We start from the raw sequence: 18,956 nt of genomic DNA, 5'->3' as shown, positions 1-18,956 counted from the left end.
TTATGCTATTGTGTGCTGAATTTCACACGCAGGCATATAACGCCGGTACTTATCATGGGGCTCGTGCGCGGAGACGGAGACGTATGGCAGCTTTTAAAACACAGAAAGAGAAGATGGACGATCAGCGTAGCTATCTGGTCGTAAAGGATAACGCACTGATCCAGAAGGCGAAGTATAATCTCACCGCCAACGAACAGAAGCTTGTGAACTACGTGATCACGATGATCAAGCCGGGCGAAGAAGAGTTTAAAAAATATGAGATTCGTGCCCTGGATTTCGCACGTCTCTGTGGCATCGATCCGAAGAACGTATACCGTGATTTCCGAAACATGATCGATTCCATCGATGAGAAGGCCTTCTGGGTAAACCTCGATAACCGTGTTATCAAGCTCCGCTGGTTTAACGAACCGGAGTATAACGAACGCAAGGGCACGATCAGCCTGATCCTCGACAGCCGTATCAAGACCTACCTTCTCGGAATCCAGAACAACTTCACGGAATATGAGCTGTATAACATCCTCGCGATGACCAGTAAGTACTCCCCGCGCCTGTATGAGCTTGCGAAGTCTTATGCCTATAAGGGCTGGGTTGACATCTCGGTCGATGCCCTCCGGGAGAATCTGATGGCGGATGTCTATACTGCTTTCGGAAACTTCAAGCAACGTGTGCTCGCCCCGGCGATTAAGGAGATCAATGAATACACCGACATCACCGTCTCCTACGACTGCATCACCGATAAGGGTGAGCTCGTCAAGGGCCGCCTGCAGGGCAAACGTATAACATATATACGTTTATACATCGAAAACAAGGATACACTCGATCGCTTCGCGACCTATAACAAGACGGTCGGAAAGATCGAAAAGCGGAATCAGCAGTTCCGCGGCCAGCTGAGTCTGAACTTCGACAGCACCGGCACACTGGTAGATATAGCGTGATTCCACTCGGAACCACGCTTTTTTAACAAATTCTGTGAAAAAGCTGGACAAGAAAAAAATTAACGCTATAATGGAATAGCTTGATTCTAAAAATAGCATCACTATGTGCTTTGATATGTGCATGGGTGCTTCTAGGATCTGCTGTTGTCAATTCGTTCATAGATTTATATAAAGAGGTAGGGTAATGGCAGTAGATATCAAACCGGTTCTCGAAGTCGAGCAGCTCTCAGATGATAAGAAGTTTGGCCGTTTCGTATGTTCACCACTTGCGAAGGGTGAGGGTACCGTCATCGGTAACTCTTTAAGACGTATTCTTCTTTCATCCATGCCGGGTGCTGCAGTCAGCGAGGTGAAAATCGACGGCGTTTATCATGAGTTCTCATCCATCCCTGGTGTGAAGGAGGATGTCGGCGATATCATCCTTAATTTAAAAAAGCTTGCGATCAGAAACACCGCAACCAGCGATGATCCAGTCATGGCATACATCGATTATGCCGGCGAGGGGATCGTACGTGGTTCGGATATCAAGGTAAGCTCCGAGGTCGAGATCATCAACCCGGATCAGGTGATCGCTACCCTTTCCGGTAAGGAAACCAGACTCTACATGGAGATCAAGATCGTAAAGGGCCGTGGCTATGACGGTGCCAATACACGTGATCGCAGTGATCTGCCGATCGGTGTGATCGCTGTAGACTCTATTTTCTGCCCGGTGACGAAGGTCAACCTGACCATCGATCCGCTGGAAGGCGGTCAGGAGGATAAGCTGACCCTCGATGTAACGACCAACGGTGCGATGTCACCGGAGGATGCCGTATCCCTTTCCGCACGTATCTTCGAGTCTCACCTTCAGCTGTTTGCAAACATGGATACTGCACAGTCGACCAGCATCGATACCGAGGGTGGCAGTGAGACGGAGACCGATGCAGGTGATATCGATAACATGAGCATCGACGAGCTCGAGCTCAGCGTTCGTTCGTACAACTGCTTAAAGAGAGCCGGCATCAACACCGTCGGTGATCTCCGTGCGAAGACCATGGAGGACCTCAGCAAGGTTCGTAACATGGGCCGCAAGTCGATCGATGAGATCCTCGCAAAGATGGATTCTCTGGGACTTTCTCTTGCGACGAGAGAGGCAGAGTAATCGTCTGATGTTGACCTGAAAAGTGAGACCGATATAGAGTAATAGCATACTGTATGGTTGCTTCCTCCGGGAAGCAGCCATTTTTGTTATAGAAAAACGAAAGGAGGAAAGCATGATGGAAGAGCAGGTAACTGCGCAGAAAGCGGAGCTCAGCAGCTGTCTCAGCAGTGCGCTGAATGCGGGCGAGCTTCTCTTGACCCACGGCGCAGAGGTCAGCCGCGTGGAGGATACCGTCCAGCGCATCGGACGGGCATGTGGATTTGAGCGCGTGGATGTGTTTACGATCACCTCGTATATCGCCGCTACAGCGTTTCTTCCGGACGGGACGACGATGACCGAAAGTCGTCGTATAAAAGCCCGTGTCACGGGTCTCGGAAAGGTCGAGGAGGTCAATGCACTGTCCCGCCACTTCTGCCATGGTGAGATATCCCTGGAGGAGTTCCGCGACGAACTCAGGCGTGTCCGGGAAGAAAAGACCAGCCCGTGGTGGCTCGATCTTCTGATGTATATGGTCATTTCGTTCTCGCTTTCGATTTTTCTCGGCGGAACTTTTCCAGATGGCATCGCATCCGCTCTTTCCGGCATGGTACTGTATGGGATGATCTGTATGAGTGCACATCTTCAGATGAACAGCCTGATCCAGACCTCCATCTGCAGTGCGGTCACGGCGATCGCGGTGCTGCTTCTCGTTCGTCTCGGGATCGGTGTGCACCCGGATAAAATCATGATCGGAAACATCATGCTGGTGATTCCAGGGATGCAGCTGACGAACTCTCTTCGTGACATGATCAACGGAGACACCGTCAGTGGTGTGCTGAATCTGAGTGAAGCGATTCTGAAGGCCGTATCGGTGGCCCTCGGATTTGCCATCGTGCTTCTGGCAGGAGGTTAGGGATGCAGGCAGATATCATACAGACGCTGATGGGGGCGATCAGCTCGCTCGCCTTCGCGATTTTATTTGGTGTACGAAATCGAAAAGCGCTGATCTCTATCGTGATCGGCAGCGCGATCGGCTGGGCAGCTTATATCGTCTGTCAGTACGCCGGTTACGGAAAAACCTTCGGCATGCTGGCCTCTGGGCTGACGATCGCGGCGTGGAGTGAGATCCTTGCGCGGATCATCAAGACTCCAGTGGTTGTGATGCTGGGACCGATGTTGATTCCGGAATTCCCGGGCGGCGGTCTTTACTATGCGATGTACAGTCTGATCGAGGGAGATACAGCACAGTTCGGTGCGACACTGAAGCTCGTGCTGGCCGAGGCGGGCGCGATCGCCCTCGGCATCATCATCGCTGCCTACGTGGCAGGCTTTCTGACAAATCTTCGGAAGGCCTATAAAGTGAGCAGAAACCGCTGAGCTGTCTTCATAATCTGCGGTGGAGTTTGGATGCATTTTCGCTTATAATAAAGGAGACTGTCACGCTGTGTCAGCAGTAGTATCCACAGTATTTTGAAAACCCGAAAGGAGTAGAGGATATATGAAAATTGCAGTTTTAGGTGCAGGCGCCATGGGCGGTCTGTACAGTGCGTACCTGAGCCGGCACAACGAGGTGACGGTTATCGACGTCAACGCACAGGTCGTAGAGAAGATCAATGCAGATGGCCTCGAGGTGCAGGAGCCGGATGGTACGTCTCAGGTGTATCATCCACATGCGGTGCTGTCCACCGAGGGGATGGCGCCGGTCGATCTGATCGTCGTGTTCGTGAAGGCGATGTTCAGCGAGAGCGCGCTGAATAACAACCGTAGCATCATCGGTCCGGAGACCTATCTTATGACCCTGCAGAACGGAAGCGGCCACGAGGATATGCTCGGGAAGTTCGTACCGCAGGAGCACATCATCATCGGTACGACACAGCATAATGCAAGCGTCGCCGGCTTCGGTGTGACGAAGCATGGTGGCAGCGGTATGACCCACATGGGCTGTGTGACCGGTGATGTCAAGCGGCTTCAGAAGTTCGCAGATGCGTTCACGGCGTGCGGTCTCGATGCGGATGTATCCGACGGCGTGCAGAAGATGATCTGGAACAAGATGTTTACTAATGTCTCTGCCAGTGCGCTGACGGGTGCCCTGCAGGTTCCACTGGGCTTCATTTCCGCAGATGAGCATGCATGGAAGCTCTGCTGTCAGCTGATCCGCGAGGCGGTGGATGTCGCAGCGGCGCTCGGCATGGACTTCGATTATGATGAGAAGGTCGCGGAGGTCAAGGCGGTATGCGATAAGAGCCCGAATGGTCTCACCAGCATCTATGCCGATCTTCGGGATGGCCGCCGCAGCGAGGTGGATACCATCAGCGGTAGCATCGTCCGCGCGGGTGTCAAGGCCGGCGTACCGACCCCGAGCCACCGCTTCCTGGTGGGCCTCATCCATGCGATGGAGAACCGTCCGAGAGCATAAGCGGGCGGGTGCCGGATGGAGGCATTGTCCTCGTGAAGATGTACGGAGGGCGGCACTTTCATGGCAGCATTGCCCTCGTGAAGGGATCGAGGGCGGCACGGAAGTGCAGGTGTACACCGGCAGATAAAATCATATGAATCATCATGCACCTCGGGTGCATCGTGAGATAAATCAAGTTTCTGTTCAGCGCGGGACCTGCGTTTCGATGAAGGGCGGCCAGCGCAGAACGACAAATTTATGTAAGGAGAATATTTTATGTCCGAAGAGTTCGTAACCTATGACTGGGAGGCTGGAAAGCCGAAGACCGTCGCTGCAGATCAGCTTCCACCAAAGGAGTACATGAAGGGTGGTCTTCATATCGTCGACCTGAGCAAGTGCATCGATCCGAGCACCGAGAGTCGTCGTTGCAACTTATGGCGTTTCAACACCGGTGGTGTCGTACCTGATTTCCATACGAATGTAGATATCGGAAGCCACCTCGGTACGCACTGTGAGTGTCCGTACCATCATGACAGCAGCTGGCCGAGCGTTGCAGAGCTTCCACTCGATCAGTTCATGGGTCGTGGTATCTACTGCACACTGGATCTTCCGGAGGATCACCAGATCACCGCTGAGGATCTCGAGAAGGCACTCGGTGGCTGGGTCCAGGAGGGCGACACCGTCATCCTCGACAGCCCGCACAAGATCCCGCCATTCACGAAGCTGACCGGCGGCCCGACCGACCATCGTCTTCAGGTAGGTGCAGACATGGCGCAGTGGCTCGCAGATCACAAGGTACAGTGCGTGGGCTTCGGTGATGGTGTAGCGATCGAGGGCGATGTTCGCAACGTAAAGCCGTTCCATGATATTCTGATGGCGCAGAACGTTACCTTCCTCGAGGTTCTGTGCAACCTGGAGCTTCTGAAGACGGATACGTTCTTCATCAGCTATGCTCCGATGAACATCATCGGCCTCGACTCCTGCCCGACACGTGTGTACGCGATCGAGGGTATGCCGGGCTTCACTCGTTGATCGCGGGTGCGATGAGGCATCACAATCTAAGATAATCGAAAAGGCTTCCCCTTCCGGGAGGCCTTTTTGTGAAATGGGTTTATTCAGAATGGGGGACCCGGAGGAGCGTCAACGGAGGCACAGTACTCCGAGACCGGTGAACTATAAGCCGGGGACCCGCTACACGAACGGTTATGTAATATTAACAAAAGGAGAACATCATGATATCCGGAAATATTCATGAAAACGAAAATCTGCGTTTTCTGCCGGCGGCGTTACAGCGTGCCGTGCAGTTCCTGAAGGAGAACGACCTCGCGGCGCACGAGCCGGGAAAGTTCGAGCTTGACGGTGATAAGATGATCCTCCAGGTCATCGACCAGGACACCGCTCCACGCGAGCAGCTGCGTCCGGAGTGCCATCGCAAGTATGTCGATGTACAGTTCCTCGCAGCCGGCGGTCCGGAGCGCATCGGCTGGTATCCGGACCTCGGCGATAGTGAGACCGACGAGAATCTGCTCGATACCCCGCGTGACATCTGCTTCTATAAGAACAACGCGCATGCCCGTGAAGGCATCATCGAGATGCAGCCGGGCAGCTACGCGATGTTCTTCCCATGGGATGTGCACGTACCAGCCATCCAGGTCGACGCACCGGCGCATATCCGGAAGATCGTCATCAAGGTGGCTTTCGACACCTGCCTCTGAGCGGAGGGGGGTCGCGGGCATCCGGTCATCACCTTAAGAATTTCGTAAGGGGGTCTGACCCCATTAAATTTTTCTAAACAGAATCTAAACCGCAGTTTATGGGGTCAGACCCCATAAAGTGGTGGGCCGGGCTCCTGCCGTAATACAGCTGATCTTTGGAGTGGTGGAGTGAGCGTCTTATGTTTCACTGACGGTGAAGTAATCCGGATGCCGCTCGATCGTATCCATGAGATTGCCGCGGAAGCTGGTCAGGTGCTCGCTGATTTTCGTCTCGGCGCAGACATCATCCGGGAGGCCGAGCAGGAGATAGTCACAGAACTCGCGGTGCTGGCGGTTGACGCGGGTGAAATCGCATCTGCCCTCGGAGACATCGAGGTAGCGGAGGCGATCGTAGTGGGAGACGAGGCCGCGCATCGCGAGCCAGGTGTGAGAGCGGCCGCCGAAGTAGTACATCATACGATGAAACTCGTCGTCTAGCTGGATGATCTCGTCCACTGAGTCCTCGATGTGGCTGATCAGGGCATTCTGCTTCCGCATGCACTCCATCAGCTCCTGGATCTGACTGCGGTCGATCTTTCCGGCGACATCCCGGAGCAGTGCACTCTCGAGCAGAAGGCGGGTCGAGTGGCCCTCCTTGACGAGTGTCAGATCGATGCGGCTGACCCGGGTTCCGCGCTGCGGAAAAATGTCGACCAGCCACTCGCTCTGCAGGGTGGTCAATGCTTCGTGCACCGGTGTACGGCTCATCCTGAGCGCATGCGCGAGCTCGATCTCGTTCAGCGACTCCCCCGGCTTGAGCCGGAGCGTCATGATATTCGAACGCAATACGCGGGAAGCGTAGGCGCGGTTGTTTTCGTTTTTATATGGAGATGGGATGATCAGGTTCATGTGCAGGACTCCTTCCATGAGATTCAATATAACTAATATATCAGTGCAACGGGTGCTTTTCAAGATGATGTATACAAAAATCGCATAAAATATTTGGTGATTTAAAAGATAAATATAGAAAAATCAGTCAAATATGCCTTGAAATGCATCTGTAAACTGTGCTATGCTAGCACCAATGAAAAACAACTGATATATTATGGCGAAAAGCTTGACGATTAAGAAAAGGAGAGTTAATTATGAGTATTCGTGTACCTGTAGAAACGGTGAAGGCAACTGTCAAGAAGGCATTTCTGAACCTCGGTTTAACAGAGGCGCAGGCAGAGCAGTGCGCAGAGATCCATACCGAGAGCAGCCTCGAGGGTATCGAGAGCCACGGCCTCAATCGTGTACCTCGTTTTGCGGAGTATGTTCAGAAGGGCTGGGTCGATATCAAGGCGAAGCCGGAGCTGGTTGGTGCGAAGGGTGCAGTCGAGAACTACGATGGTCACCTCGGCATCGGTACACTGAATGCTACCTTCTGCATGGATCGTGCCGTAGAGCTTGCAAAGGTACATGGTATCGGCTGCGTCGCACTGAAGAACACGACCCACTGGATGCGTGGTGGTTCCTATGCATGGCAGGCAGCACAGGCCGGCTTCATCGGTATCAGCTGGACCAACACCGAGAGCTGTATGCCGATGTGGGGCTCGAAGAAGCCGGGCGTCGGTAATAACCCGTTCTGTATCGCGATTCCGCGGAAGAGCGGCCCGATCGTCCTCGATATGGCGATGAGCCAGTATGCATACGGTAAGCTCGGCGTATATCGTCTCGCTGGTAAGCAGCTTCCATATCCGGGCGGCTTCGATAAGGATGGTAATCTGACCAGCGATCCGGGTGCGATCGAGGCCAGCGGACGTATCCTTCCGACCGGTTACTGGAAGGGTACCGGTATGGCGATCGCCCTCGACCTCGCAGCCGCTGCGATGGCGAACGGTAAGACAGGTGCGGATATGGACCGTGAGGGTCGTGGAAGCTGCACCGGCTGCTGCCAGATCTTCATCGCATATGATCCGTATCTCTTCGGTGATGAAGAGGAGATCCAGGCGAAGTTCGATGATCGTGTAGCCGCTGCAGATGCGACGGAGCCGGATCACGAGGGTGGTCACGTAACCTGCCCTGGTGAGCGTACCGCTGCGACCCGTGAGCGTAACCTCCGTGAGGGCGTCGTGGTCGATGAGCAGATCTGGCAGCAGTGTCTCGATCTCGCCGCCGGTAAGATGGAAACGAAGGACATCTCCGCAGCTTGCGTACTCGACAACATGCAGGAAGAAGAGAAGAAGTAATCACATCTGAATGTGAGAAGGAGTTTACTATGTTTTTTTCACCATTAAATCTTTCAACCAAGTATAACTACCTCGATGAGAAGTTTCAGGCAGCCTATAAGTGGCTGGCAGAGACCGACCTCGATCACACAGCGGTCGGAAGCTATCCGGTATGCGAGGGCGTGACTGCAAATGTACAGGAGTACACCAGCTTCCCTGCAAATGAGGGCTTCTTCGAGACCCACGATAAATTTTTCGACATCCAGTATGTGATCTCCGGCAAGGAGCAGTTCGGCTACTGCAAGCGCGATGGTCTCGTACTGAAGGAGGATCATCCGGAGAATGATCTCAAGTTCTATGAGGAGCCGGCACTCAGCGGTACCGTACTGCTGCTTCCGGGCGACATGATCGTCGTTGCACCGGAGGATGCACATAAGCCACGTACCTGCACTGCAGAAGGACCAGAGTTCGTCCGCAAGGTAGTGGTAAAGGTCGCTGTTTAATCTGAACATTAATCCATGAGAGGGCCGCGCGAAGCGCGGCCCTCTCATGGATTAGTGCAAAGAGACGATGCCATGATAATGCGCCTTCGGCGCAGGCATCGTCGCTTGATTTTTTCGCTTATTGCGAAAAAACAGCCTCGCCGCCTGGGGGCATCCACGAGCCTCTCCGCGCTTCGCGCGGCCCTCTCATGGATGATTAACACGCTAACTACACTTTTTCCTATCCTATAAAGCAAAAGCCCACGCGCCGTATGGTGCGGGGGCTTCTGCTCGGTAACAACGAATGAGCGAAAATGGCGAAACGCAGTCGTGCAGGCGCTGCTTTTATGATAGGATAAAAAGAGATTTTGTGTTCGGGAGGTAGGGCTATGTACGACGGTGGCGGTAAGAAAAATCTGAATCTGCTGATACTTGAGGTCCTGAAGGATTATTCGGATGAGGAGCATGCACTTACGCAGCAGCGGGTGCTGCAGCTTCTGAAGGAGAACTACGGGGTGGTGTGTGACCGGCGTTCGGTCCGAAACAACATCGACTGTCTCATCGAGTACGGCTTCGATATCGATACGGAGAAGGGCTATCGGCTGATGTCCCGGACCTTCGATGATGCGGAGCTGCAGATGCTCATCAACTCGGTGGTTTTCTCGAAATTTCTGACGAAGGCACAGGCGAAGCAGCTGATCGACAAGCTGGTCGATGAGAGCAGCCGACACTTCAAGCCGCGCTTCACGCATCTCGCCAATATCACGACGCTCCAGCATACGGAGAACAAGCAGGCGATGATCAACCTCGACCTGATCGATGAGGCGATCGAACGAAAGCAGAAGCTTTCCTTCATTTACAACAGCTACGGGACGGATCGGCGGATGCATCCGCGGCGGAAGGAGCCGTACATCTATAATCCCTATCAGATCGTGATGTCGAACGGAAACTTCTATCTCGTCGGCAACTATGATAAGTATGACACGATCTCGCACTTCCGCATCGATAAGATGACGAACATGAAGATCCTCGACGAGGAGCGGAAGCCGGCGCGGGAGGTGAAGGGCATGGAGCATGGCCTCGACCTGCCGAAGCACATGGCGGAGCATGTCTATATGTTCTCCGGCGAGTCGGTGACGGTGCTGCTTCGGACGAGTCAGCGCAGTATGGATATGCTCTATGACTGGTTCGGAAAGGACTTCCAGATCGTCGAGCAGTACGAGGACGGGATGATGGATGTCCGCCTCCGCTGTAATCTGGAGGCGATGGAGTACTGGGCGCTCCAGTATGGCAAGTACGTGACGGTGCTCGAGCCGGCGGAGCTTCGCGAGAAGCTGCGAACAGACATCGCGGAGATGGCCGCGAGATATCAGGAGGAAACGAAATGAAAATAAATGAATTTACGAGAACTGGAACGACATCCGAGGAGATTTCCGAGCGGGAGCAGCGGCATCGCATCCTCGCGCGGGAGGCGGCCGAGGAGAGCATCGTCCTTCTGAAAAACGACGGGGTGCTGCCGCTTCCGACCGGGATTCCGGTGGCGCTGTTCGGTGCAGGTGCGGGGCTCACGATCAAGGGTGGAACCGGCTCCGGTGATGTGAATGTGCGGCACAGTGTGTCGATCTATGACGGCTTCACGCTCGCACGTGTGCGGGTGACGAGCAAGGACTGGATCGAGGATTATGAGGAGCGCTATGACCTCGCGCGGCAGGCGTGGAAGAGGCAGATCCTCGACGAGTGCGGCGGCACCACCGACGGGCAGCTTTTCTTCGATACCTATACGAGCCACGCCTTCGAGATGCCGGAGGGGCGTCCGATCGAGGACACGGATGTGCAGGATGCGAAGACGGCGGTCTACGTGATTTCCCGCGTGGCCGGCGAGGGCAGCGACCGTTATCTCGCGAAGGGCGACTACTACCTCACGGATCATGAGCTCGAGGATATCCGCGTGCTCGCGACCCTGGTCGAGAAGATCGTCATCGTGATCAATGCCGGTGCGCCGATCGATCTTACGGTGCTCGAGGCGATGCCGGAGGTGAAGGCGATCCTTTTTATGGGGCAGGCCGGTGAGGAGGGTGGCAACGCCTGTGCGCGCATCCTGCTCGGATTCGTGAATCCGTCGGCGAAGCTGACCGCGACCTGGGCGAGGAGCTACATGGACTATCCGGGTGCGATGGAGTTCAGTGATGTCCGCGCGCAGCTCGACGAGGACAATGCTTACGGCGCTGCATCGTCATGCGACGGTCGTGCAGTGGCGGGCAATGTTTCTGACGGGGGTGAAATGGCTGGGACGGACGGCGCTTCGCAGGGCAAGAAGGCGGCTGCGGAGACGATCGACCGGGACGCGCTGCTTGCGCGTTCACGCTATGAAGAGGGCATCTATGTCGGCTATCGTTACTTCGATTCCTTCGGGGTGACGCCGCGCTATCACTTCGGTCATGGCCTGAGCTACACCTCGTTCGTCCTCACGGCGGAGGCACCGCGGGCCGCAGCGGATGGACTGTACATCCCGGTGACCGTCGAGAATACCGGAAATCCGTATGCCGGAAAGGAGGTCGTGCAGGTGTATGCGGCCTGCCCGCAGCCGGCAGTGATTTCCGGTGAGGATGGCGTGAAGACAGCGGCATCTGGTGAGACGGCGGAGACATTGGCCGGAGATGCTGGAAAAGGCGGCGCAGGCGTGAAGGCGTCGGCACAGGCGAAGGTCGAGGCGAAGGAATATAAGCGCCTCGTGGCCTTCCGGAAGACGCGGCTCCTCGCACCGGGCGAGCAGGAGACGATGACCCTCCATGTGGACGGGCGCGCGCTCGCGAGCTTCCGTACGGACTACGATGCGGCGCATGGCGCGTGGGTGATCGAGGCCGGTCGCTATGCGATCTTCGTCGGCAGCAGCTCGGAGGAGAGCCGGCTGCAGCTCGCGGGCGTGGTCGAGGTCGCGGAGGAGAAGGTGCTGGAGATCGTGCCGCACATCTGTCCGGTGAAGGACGCGGACTTCCATGAGTGCGCGGCGCCGGTGGAGAGCCTCCGCCGGAAGACGCAGGCCTGGAGCGATACCTGGGCGACGATGAAGCAGGCGGCGCAGCAGGGGAAGCGGATCGCGGGACTCTGCGGGAAGCTGGGCTGGACGCAGGCGCTCGGAGAGACCGTGTGGGCGCCGGGCGAGGAGCCGGTGTTCCGAAATGCACAGGATGACCTCGACCGGATGGCGCATGCAATCGCCAGTGCGCTCGAGGTGAAGGACCTGATCCCGCTCCTGATGGGCGAGTTCGACATGCATGCGTCGGCGCTCGGCTCCGCGGGGCAGCGGGTGCCGGGAACGGCGGGCGAGACCAGCCGCTCCCTGGAGGAGCTCCTTCATGTGCCGGGGATCTCGATGGCGGATGGGCCGGCGGGCCTGCGCCTGAGCCGCTCGTATCTCGTGGAGCGGGCGACGGGCGAGAAGCTCAGCACCGGCATCGAGGCGAACTTCGAGAACGGCTTCTTCGCGTCGGAACCGGCTGAGCCGGAGAAGTATGAGCGCTGGTACCAGTTCACGACGGCATGGCCGGTGGGCACGAACCTCGCGCAGACCTGGAATGAGGAGCTGCTCGGGGCGGTGGGCCGCGCGACGGGCATCGAGATGGAGGAGTTCCATGTCGCCTGGTGGCTCGCACCGGGCATGAATATCCAGCGGAATCCGCTGAACGGACGAAACTTCGAGTACTATTCAGAGGACCCGCTGCTCAGTGGAAAGATGGCGGCGGCGATCACGAAGGGCGTGCAGACGCTTCCAGGTGTCGGCACGACGGTGAAGCACTTCGCCTGCAATAATCAGGAGAACAACCGCATGGGTGTCGATGCCGTCGTGTCCGAGCGGGCACTGCGTGAGATCTACCTGCGCGGCTTCGAGATCGCGATCAAGGAGAGCCAGCCGATGTGCATCATGACGAGCTACAACGAGATCAACGGGGTGCACAGTGCGAACAATGCCGACCTCTGCACGGAGATCGCGCGGCGGGAGTGGCACTTCCAGGGCGTGATTATGACCGACTGGGCGACAACATTGGACTTCGGTGGAGCAGATGCAGCCGGCTGCGTGGCGGCGGGCAACGACCTCATCATGCCAGGTGCGACCTCTGACCTCGAGAATATCGAGCAGGCGTATGCGGAGGGACGGCTCAGCGAGGTGGACATCCGAAGCTGTGCGGAGCGCGTACTGAACATCGTGCTCCGGACGAACGGATATGCGGACGCGACGAGTTACTACGCACGCTTCGCGTGATGTGTGGATTACGCTTTATGATCAGAACGGTCTTCGGTGATGGAGGCCGTTCTTTTTGTGGGGAGCGCTTCTTGTATTTGGAGGCTGGGACCGCTATAGTAGACGCAGTATATTTGTAAGGGAGAGTGTTATGGCAAAACTGATTTTCCGCTACGGTGCGATGGGCAGCAGTAAGACGGCGAATGCACTGATGGTGCGCTACAACTATCTGGAGAAGGGCTATGTGCCGTATCTTCTGAAGCCGGCGACGGACACGCGTGATGGGAAGAGTGAGATCAAGTCACGCATCGGGCTGCACGCGGAGTGCGAGCTGGTGTCGAGTTTTCTCGAGCGGCTCGAGACGATCGATTTCGTGAAGGAAACCGTCATCATCATCGACGAGGCGCAGTTCCTGCGTCCGGAGGAGGTCGAGGCCTTCGCGCATATCGTCGACGAGCGGGAGATTACGGTCATCTGCTATGGCCTGATGACGGATTTCCAGAGCCGGCTGTTCCCGGGCTCGCAGCGCCTCTGTGAGCTGGCGGACCGGCTCGAGGAGATCCCGACGCTCTGCTGGTGCGGCAAGAAGGCACACTTCAACACGCGTTTCAGCGACGGAAAGATCGTGCGCACTGGTGCACAGGTTATGCTGGGTGGCAATGAATCCTACGTGGCACTGTGCCGAAAGCACTACTTCGAAGGCCGGCTGCACGGCGATCGCCCACATGAGGACCTGACGCAGGACATCGCGGGGGTATGACCATGCAAAATCAGCAGAAGGTGAATAACAGCAGCAGAGATCGGAGGACAGCGCGGCGCATGCTCGCTGTAGTCATGGTTGTGTTCTTGCTATTGCTTTCCGGATGCGGTGCCCGTCCAGGGGCCGCGGATGTGGCTGTGACGAAATCAGCGCAGGTCGTGGGAAAAGCAGAAGTATCGGGGGAATCGTCATCTGCTGCTGATACTGACAAGTCGTCGTCCGGTGCGCAGCTTTCCGGCACCAGCGTGACCGCGGCCGGCCTGCTGTCGTTCTCCGAGCTTTCCGAGATCCCGGATGGCAGCTACTGGATCCGGGTGTCGATGACGGGGGGCTCCGGCCGCGCGTCGATCAGCTCGCCGACGGGCTTCTATGTAAAGGAAGGGCAGGCGACGGCAGACATCCACTGGTCGAGCGCAAGCTATGATTACATGAAGCTCGACGGCGTCCGCTACGACGCCTTCACCGACGCTGCCGGACACTCCGCGATGACGATCCCGGTGTCAGCGCTCAACACGGCCATCCCGGTGCTCGCCGATACGACCGCGATGTCGAAGCCGTACGAAATCGAGTACCAGCTGAGCTTCGACGGCAGCGCGCTGCTTCCGATGGCGGACGCGTCGATGGCCGAGGCGCATCCCCTGCCGAGCGACGAGGTGAATCGGACAATGCAGTCGGCCACCACGCAGGTGACAGATGCGGAAACTTCCGGCAGCGCCGGAGGAAGTGGAAACAGCACGACCGCCTTGGCAGAGACGAGCACGAAAACCGCTGGCGCCTCCGGTACGGTGGGGGAGAGCAGTGTCCACTGGTCAGCGGCACCGGAGATCGACGGACTCAGGTTCGTTTCGTCTGAGAAGAACGATGTGGCAGAGTACTTCCGTCTGAGCGTCTATGAGGATGCATCCGGCGCGAAGTACCAGCTGCTGGAAACCGCCGGGGGCCTGCACCGCTACCTGATCGCGCCGGAAGATCCGCAGGCAGCCGACAAGTCATCGGGAATAGCTGAGCCGAAGGCCTCAGCGCAAGCGGATTCCGTGAAGAATTCAAGTGAAAAGAAGGCGGCGAAGTCAAGCGCGCCAGCAGACATCGGCGAGAAAACCAGAGCGGCGAAGTCCGGCTCAAAACAGGGCGTCGATCAAAAAAACGGTCACTTCACGGCGCGGGCGTCGGAGGAGAACAGCGCGAATAAGGAAAAGAAGGGCGATGCGCTGGAGCTGACAGTGCTGCAGCAGCCGCTCACGACGACGTATGTCGCGGCGAGTGCCGTGATGGCCCCGCTCTGTGATCTCGGCGCGGTCAGCCAGATCCGCTTTTCCGGTCTCCGGGAGGAGGGTTGGTACGTGGACGAGGCACGCACTGCGATGAAGGCAGGCTCGATGCTCTTCGCCGGCAGGTACTCGGAGCCGGACTATGAAACGCTGCTCCGGGAGGGCTGTGACCTCGCGCTGGAATCCACGATGATCTACCGCTCACCGGAGGTCATCGAAAAGCTGAGTGCCCTCGGCATCCCGGTCTACATCGACTACTCCAGCTACGAGCCGCACGTGCTCGGCCGCCTCGAGTGGATCCGTGTGTACGGCGCGCTGTTCGGCCACGAAGAGGAGGCGCAGCAGTGGTATCAGACGGAGCGCGACCGCATCCGTGCGATACAGAAGGATGCGGAGACGTCGTCTGGTGAAGCTTCTCAGAGTGGGAAGTCTGCAGAAAAATCAGAAACAAAAACTTCCAGGAACTCGAAAAACGAGGCGTCGTCTACCGAAACCAGCAGTGGGCGTGCCGGTACAGATACGACAGCGGATCAGCGTCCGACGGTCGTCTACTTCTATGTGAACTCCTCCGGGCAGATCCAGGTGCGGCAGCCGCATGACTACATCCCGGAGCTGCTCGAGCTTGCCGGTGCGCGTTACCTTGCGCCGGACATGTCGAGCCTCAGTGGCAGTCGGAAGAGCAACGTTACGGTTTCCCTTGAGGATTTCTACAGTAGCTGTAAGGATGCCGACTACCTCATCTACTCCGCAACCCTCGACCGCCCGCTCAGCTCCATCCGGGAGCTTCTCGGAAAGAATGCGCTCTTCGTGGACTTTAAGGCCGTAAAGGAGGGCCATGTCTACACGACCGACAAGGACTTCTACCAGCTGAGCGACCGTATGGCGGACTTCGCTGAAGATGTCAGCCGGATGTTGCAGGACCAGGATGACATGCATTTCCTGAAAAAGGTTGCGTAAACGAAAATCGAGTATACTGAAAGCCATCAAACGATGCTGTATACAGAAAGGGACGCGCGGATGAGTGAATTTCAGCGGGAAAACCGAAGACGCACGCGGCGGTATGTGATCGTATTCGCATGCCTCTTTTTCGTGCTTCTTCTTATTTTTTATGCCAATGTCTCCGTCGGTACGGTCGCACTGCGCGCGGATCTCGTGTCGCAGACCATCCTCTGGCGCATCCGCCTGCCGCGCGTCTGCCTCGCGATGATCCTCGGCGGTGCGCTCGCGCTGAGCGGCTTCCTGCTCCAGACCTTCTTCGAAAATCCGATCGCCGGGCCCTACATTCTCGGCATCTCGAGTGGTGCGAAGCTGACCGTCACGCTGTCGATGCTGCTCACCCTGACCAGGCTCCGCACCACCAGCGCAGCCATCAATGTCGTGGCCGCCTTCATTGGCGCCCTCCTGTCGACCGGCTTCATCCTCCTGATCTCGAAGCGCGTACAGCACATGGCGTCGATTCTGATCGGCGGCATCATGATCGGCTACGTCGCGAGTGCGATCACCGATTTCCTCATCACCTTCGCGGAGGACGCGGACATCGTGAACCTGCACGGCTGGTCGCTCGGCTCGTTTTCGGGCGCGGACTGGCAGGATGTGCGCGTGTCGCTCGCGGTCGTGGGCGTGACGATGGCGCTGATTTTTGCGATGTCGAAGCAGATCGGCGCGTTCCGGCTCGGGGAGGGCTACGCGCGCTCCCTCGGGGTCGATGTCCGGCGCTTCCGCACGATCCTCATCCTGCTCTCGAGTATCCTGTCGGCGACCGTCACCGCCTTCGCCGGCCCGATCAGCTTCGTTGGCGTGGCGGCCCCGTACATCATGCGACGCCTGCTCCGTACCTCGGAGCCACGCGTGCTGATACCGGCAGCATTCCTCGGCGGCGCGGCGTTCACGGCGGCCTGCGACCTCCTGGCGCGCACATGGCTCAGCCCGACCGAGCTCAATATCTCGACCGTCACCTCGCTGATCGGCGCGCCGGTCGTCATCTGGATGCTGCTGCAGGAGAGGGGGAGATGATGCGCGAACAGAATCGAAAAAAGGAACAGCGAGTGCAGGAAATGCGGACCATCGATGCGGCTGGGAAGGACGCTTCTGTGATGGAAGATGGTACGGGCGATGTGTTGCGCAGTTTGGCGACGGAAAGCACGGGGGCAGAGATGGCTGGAGCGCATCACATGGCTGTGCGCGATGTGATAGCGGGCTATCATGGGAAGGTCGTGCTGGACGGGCTCAGCTTCGAAGTGCCGCGGGGCGGGATCCTCGTGCTGATCGGGCCGAATGGCGCGGGGAAGTCGACCGTGCTGAGGACGCTGTCCCGGGCGCTTCTGCCGATGCAGGGGACCGTGACACTGGATGGCCGGGATCTGCAGCGCTACTCCGGGGAGGCGCTCGCGCGGGAGCTCGCGGTCATGCTGACGGATCGGGCGAAGCCGGAGCTCATGACCGTGCGGGATGTGGTATCGCTCGGTCGCTATCCATATACCGGGCGACTGGGGCGGCTCGATGCAGAGGACGAAGTGCAGGTGAAGGACGCGATGGAGGCCATGGATGTCATGGCGCTTCGGGAGCGGGATTTCCGGGAGCTGAGTGACGGACAGAAGCAGCGGGTGCTGCTCGCGCGGGCACTGGCACAGGACCCGAAGCTTCTCATCCTCGATGAGCCGACCGGCTACCTCGACATCCACTATAAGCTGCAGCTTCTTCGGGTGCTGCGGGCGAAGGCACAGGCCGGGATGACGATCGTGGCGTCGCTTCACGAGATCGAGCTCGCACGGCTGCTCGCGGATCAGCTGCTGACCGTGAAGGACGGCCATGCCGGGCACAGCGGCACACCGGAGGAGATCTTCCGCGAGGAGATCATCGCGCCGCTCTATGACATCAGTGCGGAGGAATTCCGGCTGCTGTACGGACGCGCGGAGGAGCGTACATGAACGAATTTGTTTTCAAAAATCAGAAGAAGCTTCGCTGCGGGCTGACGACCGGCACCTGCGCAGCGGCGTGCGCGCAGGCTGCGATGCTGCGGCTCCTCACCGGACAGGTCCGGTCGGAGGTGACCGTGCGACTGCCGGAGAGCAGGAAGCGCGTGCAGGTGGACGTCGCTGCAGCGAAGCTTCATGCGGAGATTGCAGATAATCGAGCGAATCGTGGAACGCAGCAGAACAGCGATGGACGGTCACCGCTGCAGCGGGTGGGATCCGCGGAAAGTGACTCGAGATCGTTTGATCAGCGGGTGACGCTTGCGGTGTATCCGACGGCGGATGGCGGCTTCGCGACCAGAAAGGACGCCGGCGATGATCCGGATGTCACGAACGGCACGGAGATCCGGGCGTATATTCAGGTCTGTGATGTGGTGGTCGTGCCAGAAGGCGCGTTTGCGTCTGCGGACGGGCGGCTGTATCTCACCGGTGGCGTGGGGGTCGGCCGGGTGACGAAGCCGGGGCTCGAGCAGGCGGTCGGGCAGAGCGCGATCAATCGCGTGCCGCGCCAGATGATCTTTGACGCGGTGCAGCAGGTGCTGGACGCGTTCGAGGATGACGAGAAGCGTCGGACCGAGGGATGTACACCATCCCTCGAGATGGAAAACAAGCTGAAACATGTGGATGGAAAACCGGACGCTGAATACATCAGATCGAAGTGCCTGAATGAAGGAAATGAAAAATCAGAACGATCGGAGAAGCCCTGCTATCTGATCACGATTTCGGTGCCGGCGGGCGCAGAGCTCGCACAGCGGACCTTTAATCCGATGCTCGGGATCGAGGGCGGCATCTCGATCCTCGGGACGACCGGCATCGTAGAGCCGATGTCGGAGGCCGCGATCGTCGCGACGATCGAAACCTCGATCCGGCAGGTGCTCGC

Annotated in this window: 16 protein-coding genes and 1 pseudogene; 16 read left to right on the top strand and 1 reads right to left on the bottom strand. The window is 57.6% G+C overall.

The window, feature by feature from the left end:
* The first annotated feature begins 83 nt into the window (after positions 1-83).
* From ACTNC3_RS04555 to ACTNC3_RS04525, 7 genes are all read left to right on the top strand, one after another.
* Positions 84-935, top strand: coding sequence for a replication initiation protein (locus ACTNC3_RS04555; protein ID WP_410044008.1), 852 nt, complete (start codon positions 84-86; stop codon positions 933-935).
* 184 nt (positions 936-1,119) lie between these two features.
* Complete coding sequence (locus ACTNC3_RS04550; RefSeq protein ID WP_441226616.1) at positions 1,120-2,076, top strand: DNA-directed RNA polymerase subunit alpha; 957 nt, start codon at positions 1,120-1,122, stop codon at positions 2,074-2,076.
* 112 nt (positions 2,077-2,188) lie between these two features.
* The gene (locus ACTNC3_RS04545) at positions 2,189-2,968 is read left to right on the top strand and encodes a threonine/serine exporter family protein (RefSeq protein ID WP_410044010.1); all 780 of its coding nucleotides are present in this window, start codon (positions 2,189-2,191) and stop codon (positions 2,966-2,968) included.
* Between the two features lie 2 nt (positions 2,969-2,970).
* Positions 2,971-3,432, top strand: a complete 462-nt coding sequence (locus tag ACTNC3_RS04540) for a threonine/serine exporter family protein (RefSeq protein ID WP_410044011.1) — start codon at positions 2,971-2,973, stop codon at positions 3,430-3,432.
* Between the two features lie 121 nt (positions 3,433-3,553).
* Positions 3,554-4,471 (top strand): ketopantoate reductase family protein, encoded by a 918-nt coding sequence (locus ACTNC3_RS04535; RefSeq protein ID WP_410044012.1) that lies wholly within the window; start codon positions 3,554-3,556, stop codon positions 4,469-4,471.
* Positions 4,472-4,810: 339 nt separating this feature from the next.
* Positions 4,811-5,482, top strand: a complete 672-nt coding sequence (locus tag ACTNC3_RS04530) for a cyclase family protein (RefSeq protein WP_410044016.1) — start codon at positions 4,811-4,813, stop codon at positions 5,480-5,482.
* Positions 5,483-5,682: 200 nt separating this feature from the next.
* On the top strand, positions 5,683-6,165 hold the full coding sequence (locus ACTNC3_RS04525; protein WP_441226615.1) for a YhcH/YjgK/YiaL family protein: 483 nt from the start codon (positions 5,683-5,685) through the stop codon (positions 6,163-6,165).
* A gap of 177 nt (positions 6,166-6,342) precedes the next feature.
* Here ACTNC3_RS04525 and ACTNC3_RS04520 read toward each other — a convergent pair whose 3' ends face one another.
* Positions 6,343-7,053 (bottom strand): GntR family transcriptional regulator, encoded by a 711-nt coding sequence (locus ACTNC3_RS04520; protein ID WP_441226614.1) that lies wholly within the window; start codon positions 7,051-7,053, stop codon positions 6,343-6,345.
* 236 nt (positions 7,054-7,289) lie between these two features.
* Here ACTNC3_RS04520 and yiaK point away from each other — a divergent pair, with 236 nt between their 5' ends.
* The 9 genes and pseudogenes from yiaK to ACTNC3_RS04475 all read left to right on the top strand — a co-directional run.
* Positions 7,290-8,375 carry a 3-dehydro-L-gulonate 2-dehydrogenase gene (yiaK, locus tag ACTNC3_RS04515; RefSeq protein ID WP_410043473.1) on the top strand — a complete coding sequence of 362 codons (1,086 nt, stop codon included), beginning with the start codon at positions 7,290-7,292 and terminating at the stop codon, positions 8,373-8,375.
* 29 nt (positions 8,376-8,404) lie between these two features.
* Complete coding sequence (locus tag ACTNC3_RS04510; protein WP_410043474.1) at positions 8,405-8,857, top strand: YhcH/YjgK/YiaL family protein; 453 nt, start codon at positions 8,405-8,407, stop codon at positions 8,855-8,857.
* 368 nt (positions 8,858-9,225) lie between these two features.
* On the top strand, positions 9,226-10,224 hold the full coding sequence (locus tag ACTNC3_RS04505) for a helix-turn-helix transcriptional regulator (protein WP_410043475.1): 999 nt from the start codon (positions 9,226-9,228) through the stop codon (positions 10,222-10,224).
* Entirely contained in the window at positions 10,221-13,097 is a 2,877-nt protein-coding gene (locus ACTNC3_RS04500; RefSeq protein ID WP_441226613.1) for a glycoside hydrolase family 3 protein, read from the top strand. The genes ACTNC3_RS04505 and ACTNC3_RS04500 overlap by 4 nt, the downstream gene beginning before the upstream one ends.
* Positions 13,098-13,227: 130 nt before the next feature.
* Positions 13,228-13,836: a thymidine kinase gene (locus ACTNC3_RS04495; protein ID WP_410043477.1), complete on the top strand. Its 609-nt coding sequence runs from the start codon at positions 13,228-13,230 to the stop codon at positions 13,834-13,836.
* A 2-nt stretch (positions 13,837-13,838) separates the two neighbouring features.
* Positions 13,839-16,061 carry an ABC transporter substrate-binding protein gene (locus tag ACTNC3_RS04490; RefSeq protein WP_441226612.1) on the top strand — a complete coding sequence of 741 codons (2,223 nt, stop codon included), beginning with the start codon at positions 13,839-13,841 and terminating at the stop codon, positions 16,059-16,061.
* A 60-nt stretch (positions 16,062-16,121) separates the two neighbouring features.
* Positions 16,122-17,117 (top strand): FecCD family ABC transporter permease, encoded by a 996-nt coding sequence (locus ACTNC3_RS04485; RefSeq protein ID WP_410043479.1) that lies wholly within the window; start codon positions 16,122-16,124, stop codon positions 17,115-17,117.
* Positions 17,114-18,031: an ABC transporter ATP-binding protein gene (locus tag ACTNC3_RS04480; protein ID WP_441226611.1), complete on the top strand. Its 918-nt coding sequence runs from the start codon at positions 17,114-17,116 to the stop codon at positions 18,029-18,031. The genes ACTNC3_RS04485 and ACTNC3_RS04480 overlap by 4 nt, the downstream gene beginning before the upstream one ends.
* Positions 18,028-18,930: pseudogene (locus tag ACTNC3_RS04475) on the top strand (cobalt-precorrin-5B (C(1))-methyltransferase); the annotation flags it as partial. The gene ACTNC3_RS04480 and the pseudogene ACTNC3_RS04475, both read left to right, overlap by 4 nt.
* Between the last annotated feature and the right edge of the window lie 26 nt (positions 18,931-18,956).

The sequence above is a fragment of the Oribacterium sp. HCP3S3_B9 genome, assembly GCF_052064255.1.
Classification (GTDB): domain Bacteria; phylum Bacillota; class Clostridia; order Lachnospirales; family Lachnospiraceae; genus Oribacterium.
This window is presented reverse-complemented; position numbering and strand designations above follow the sequence as displayed.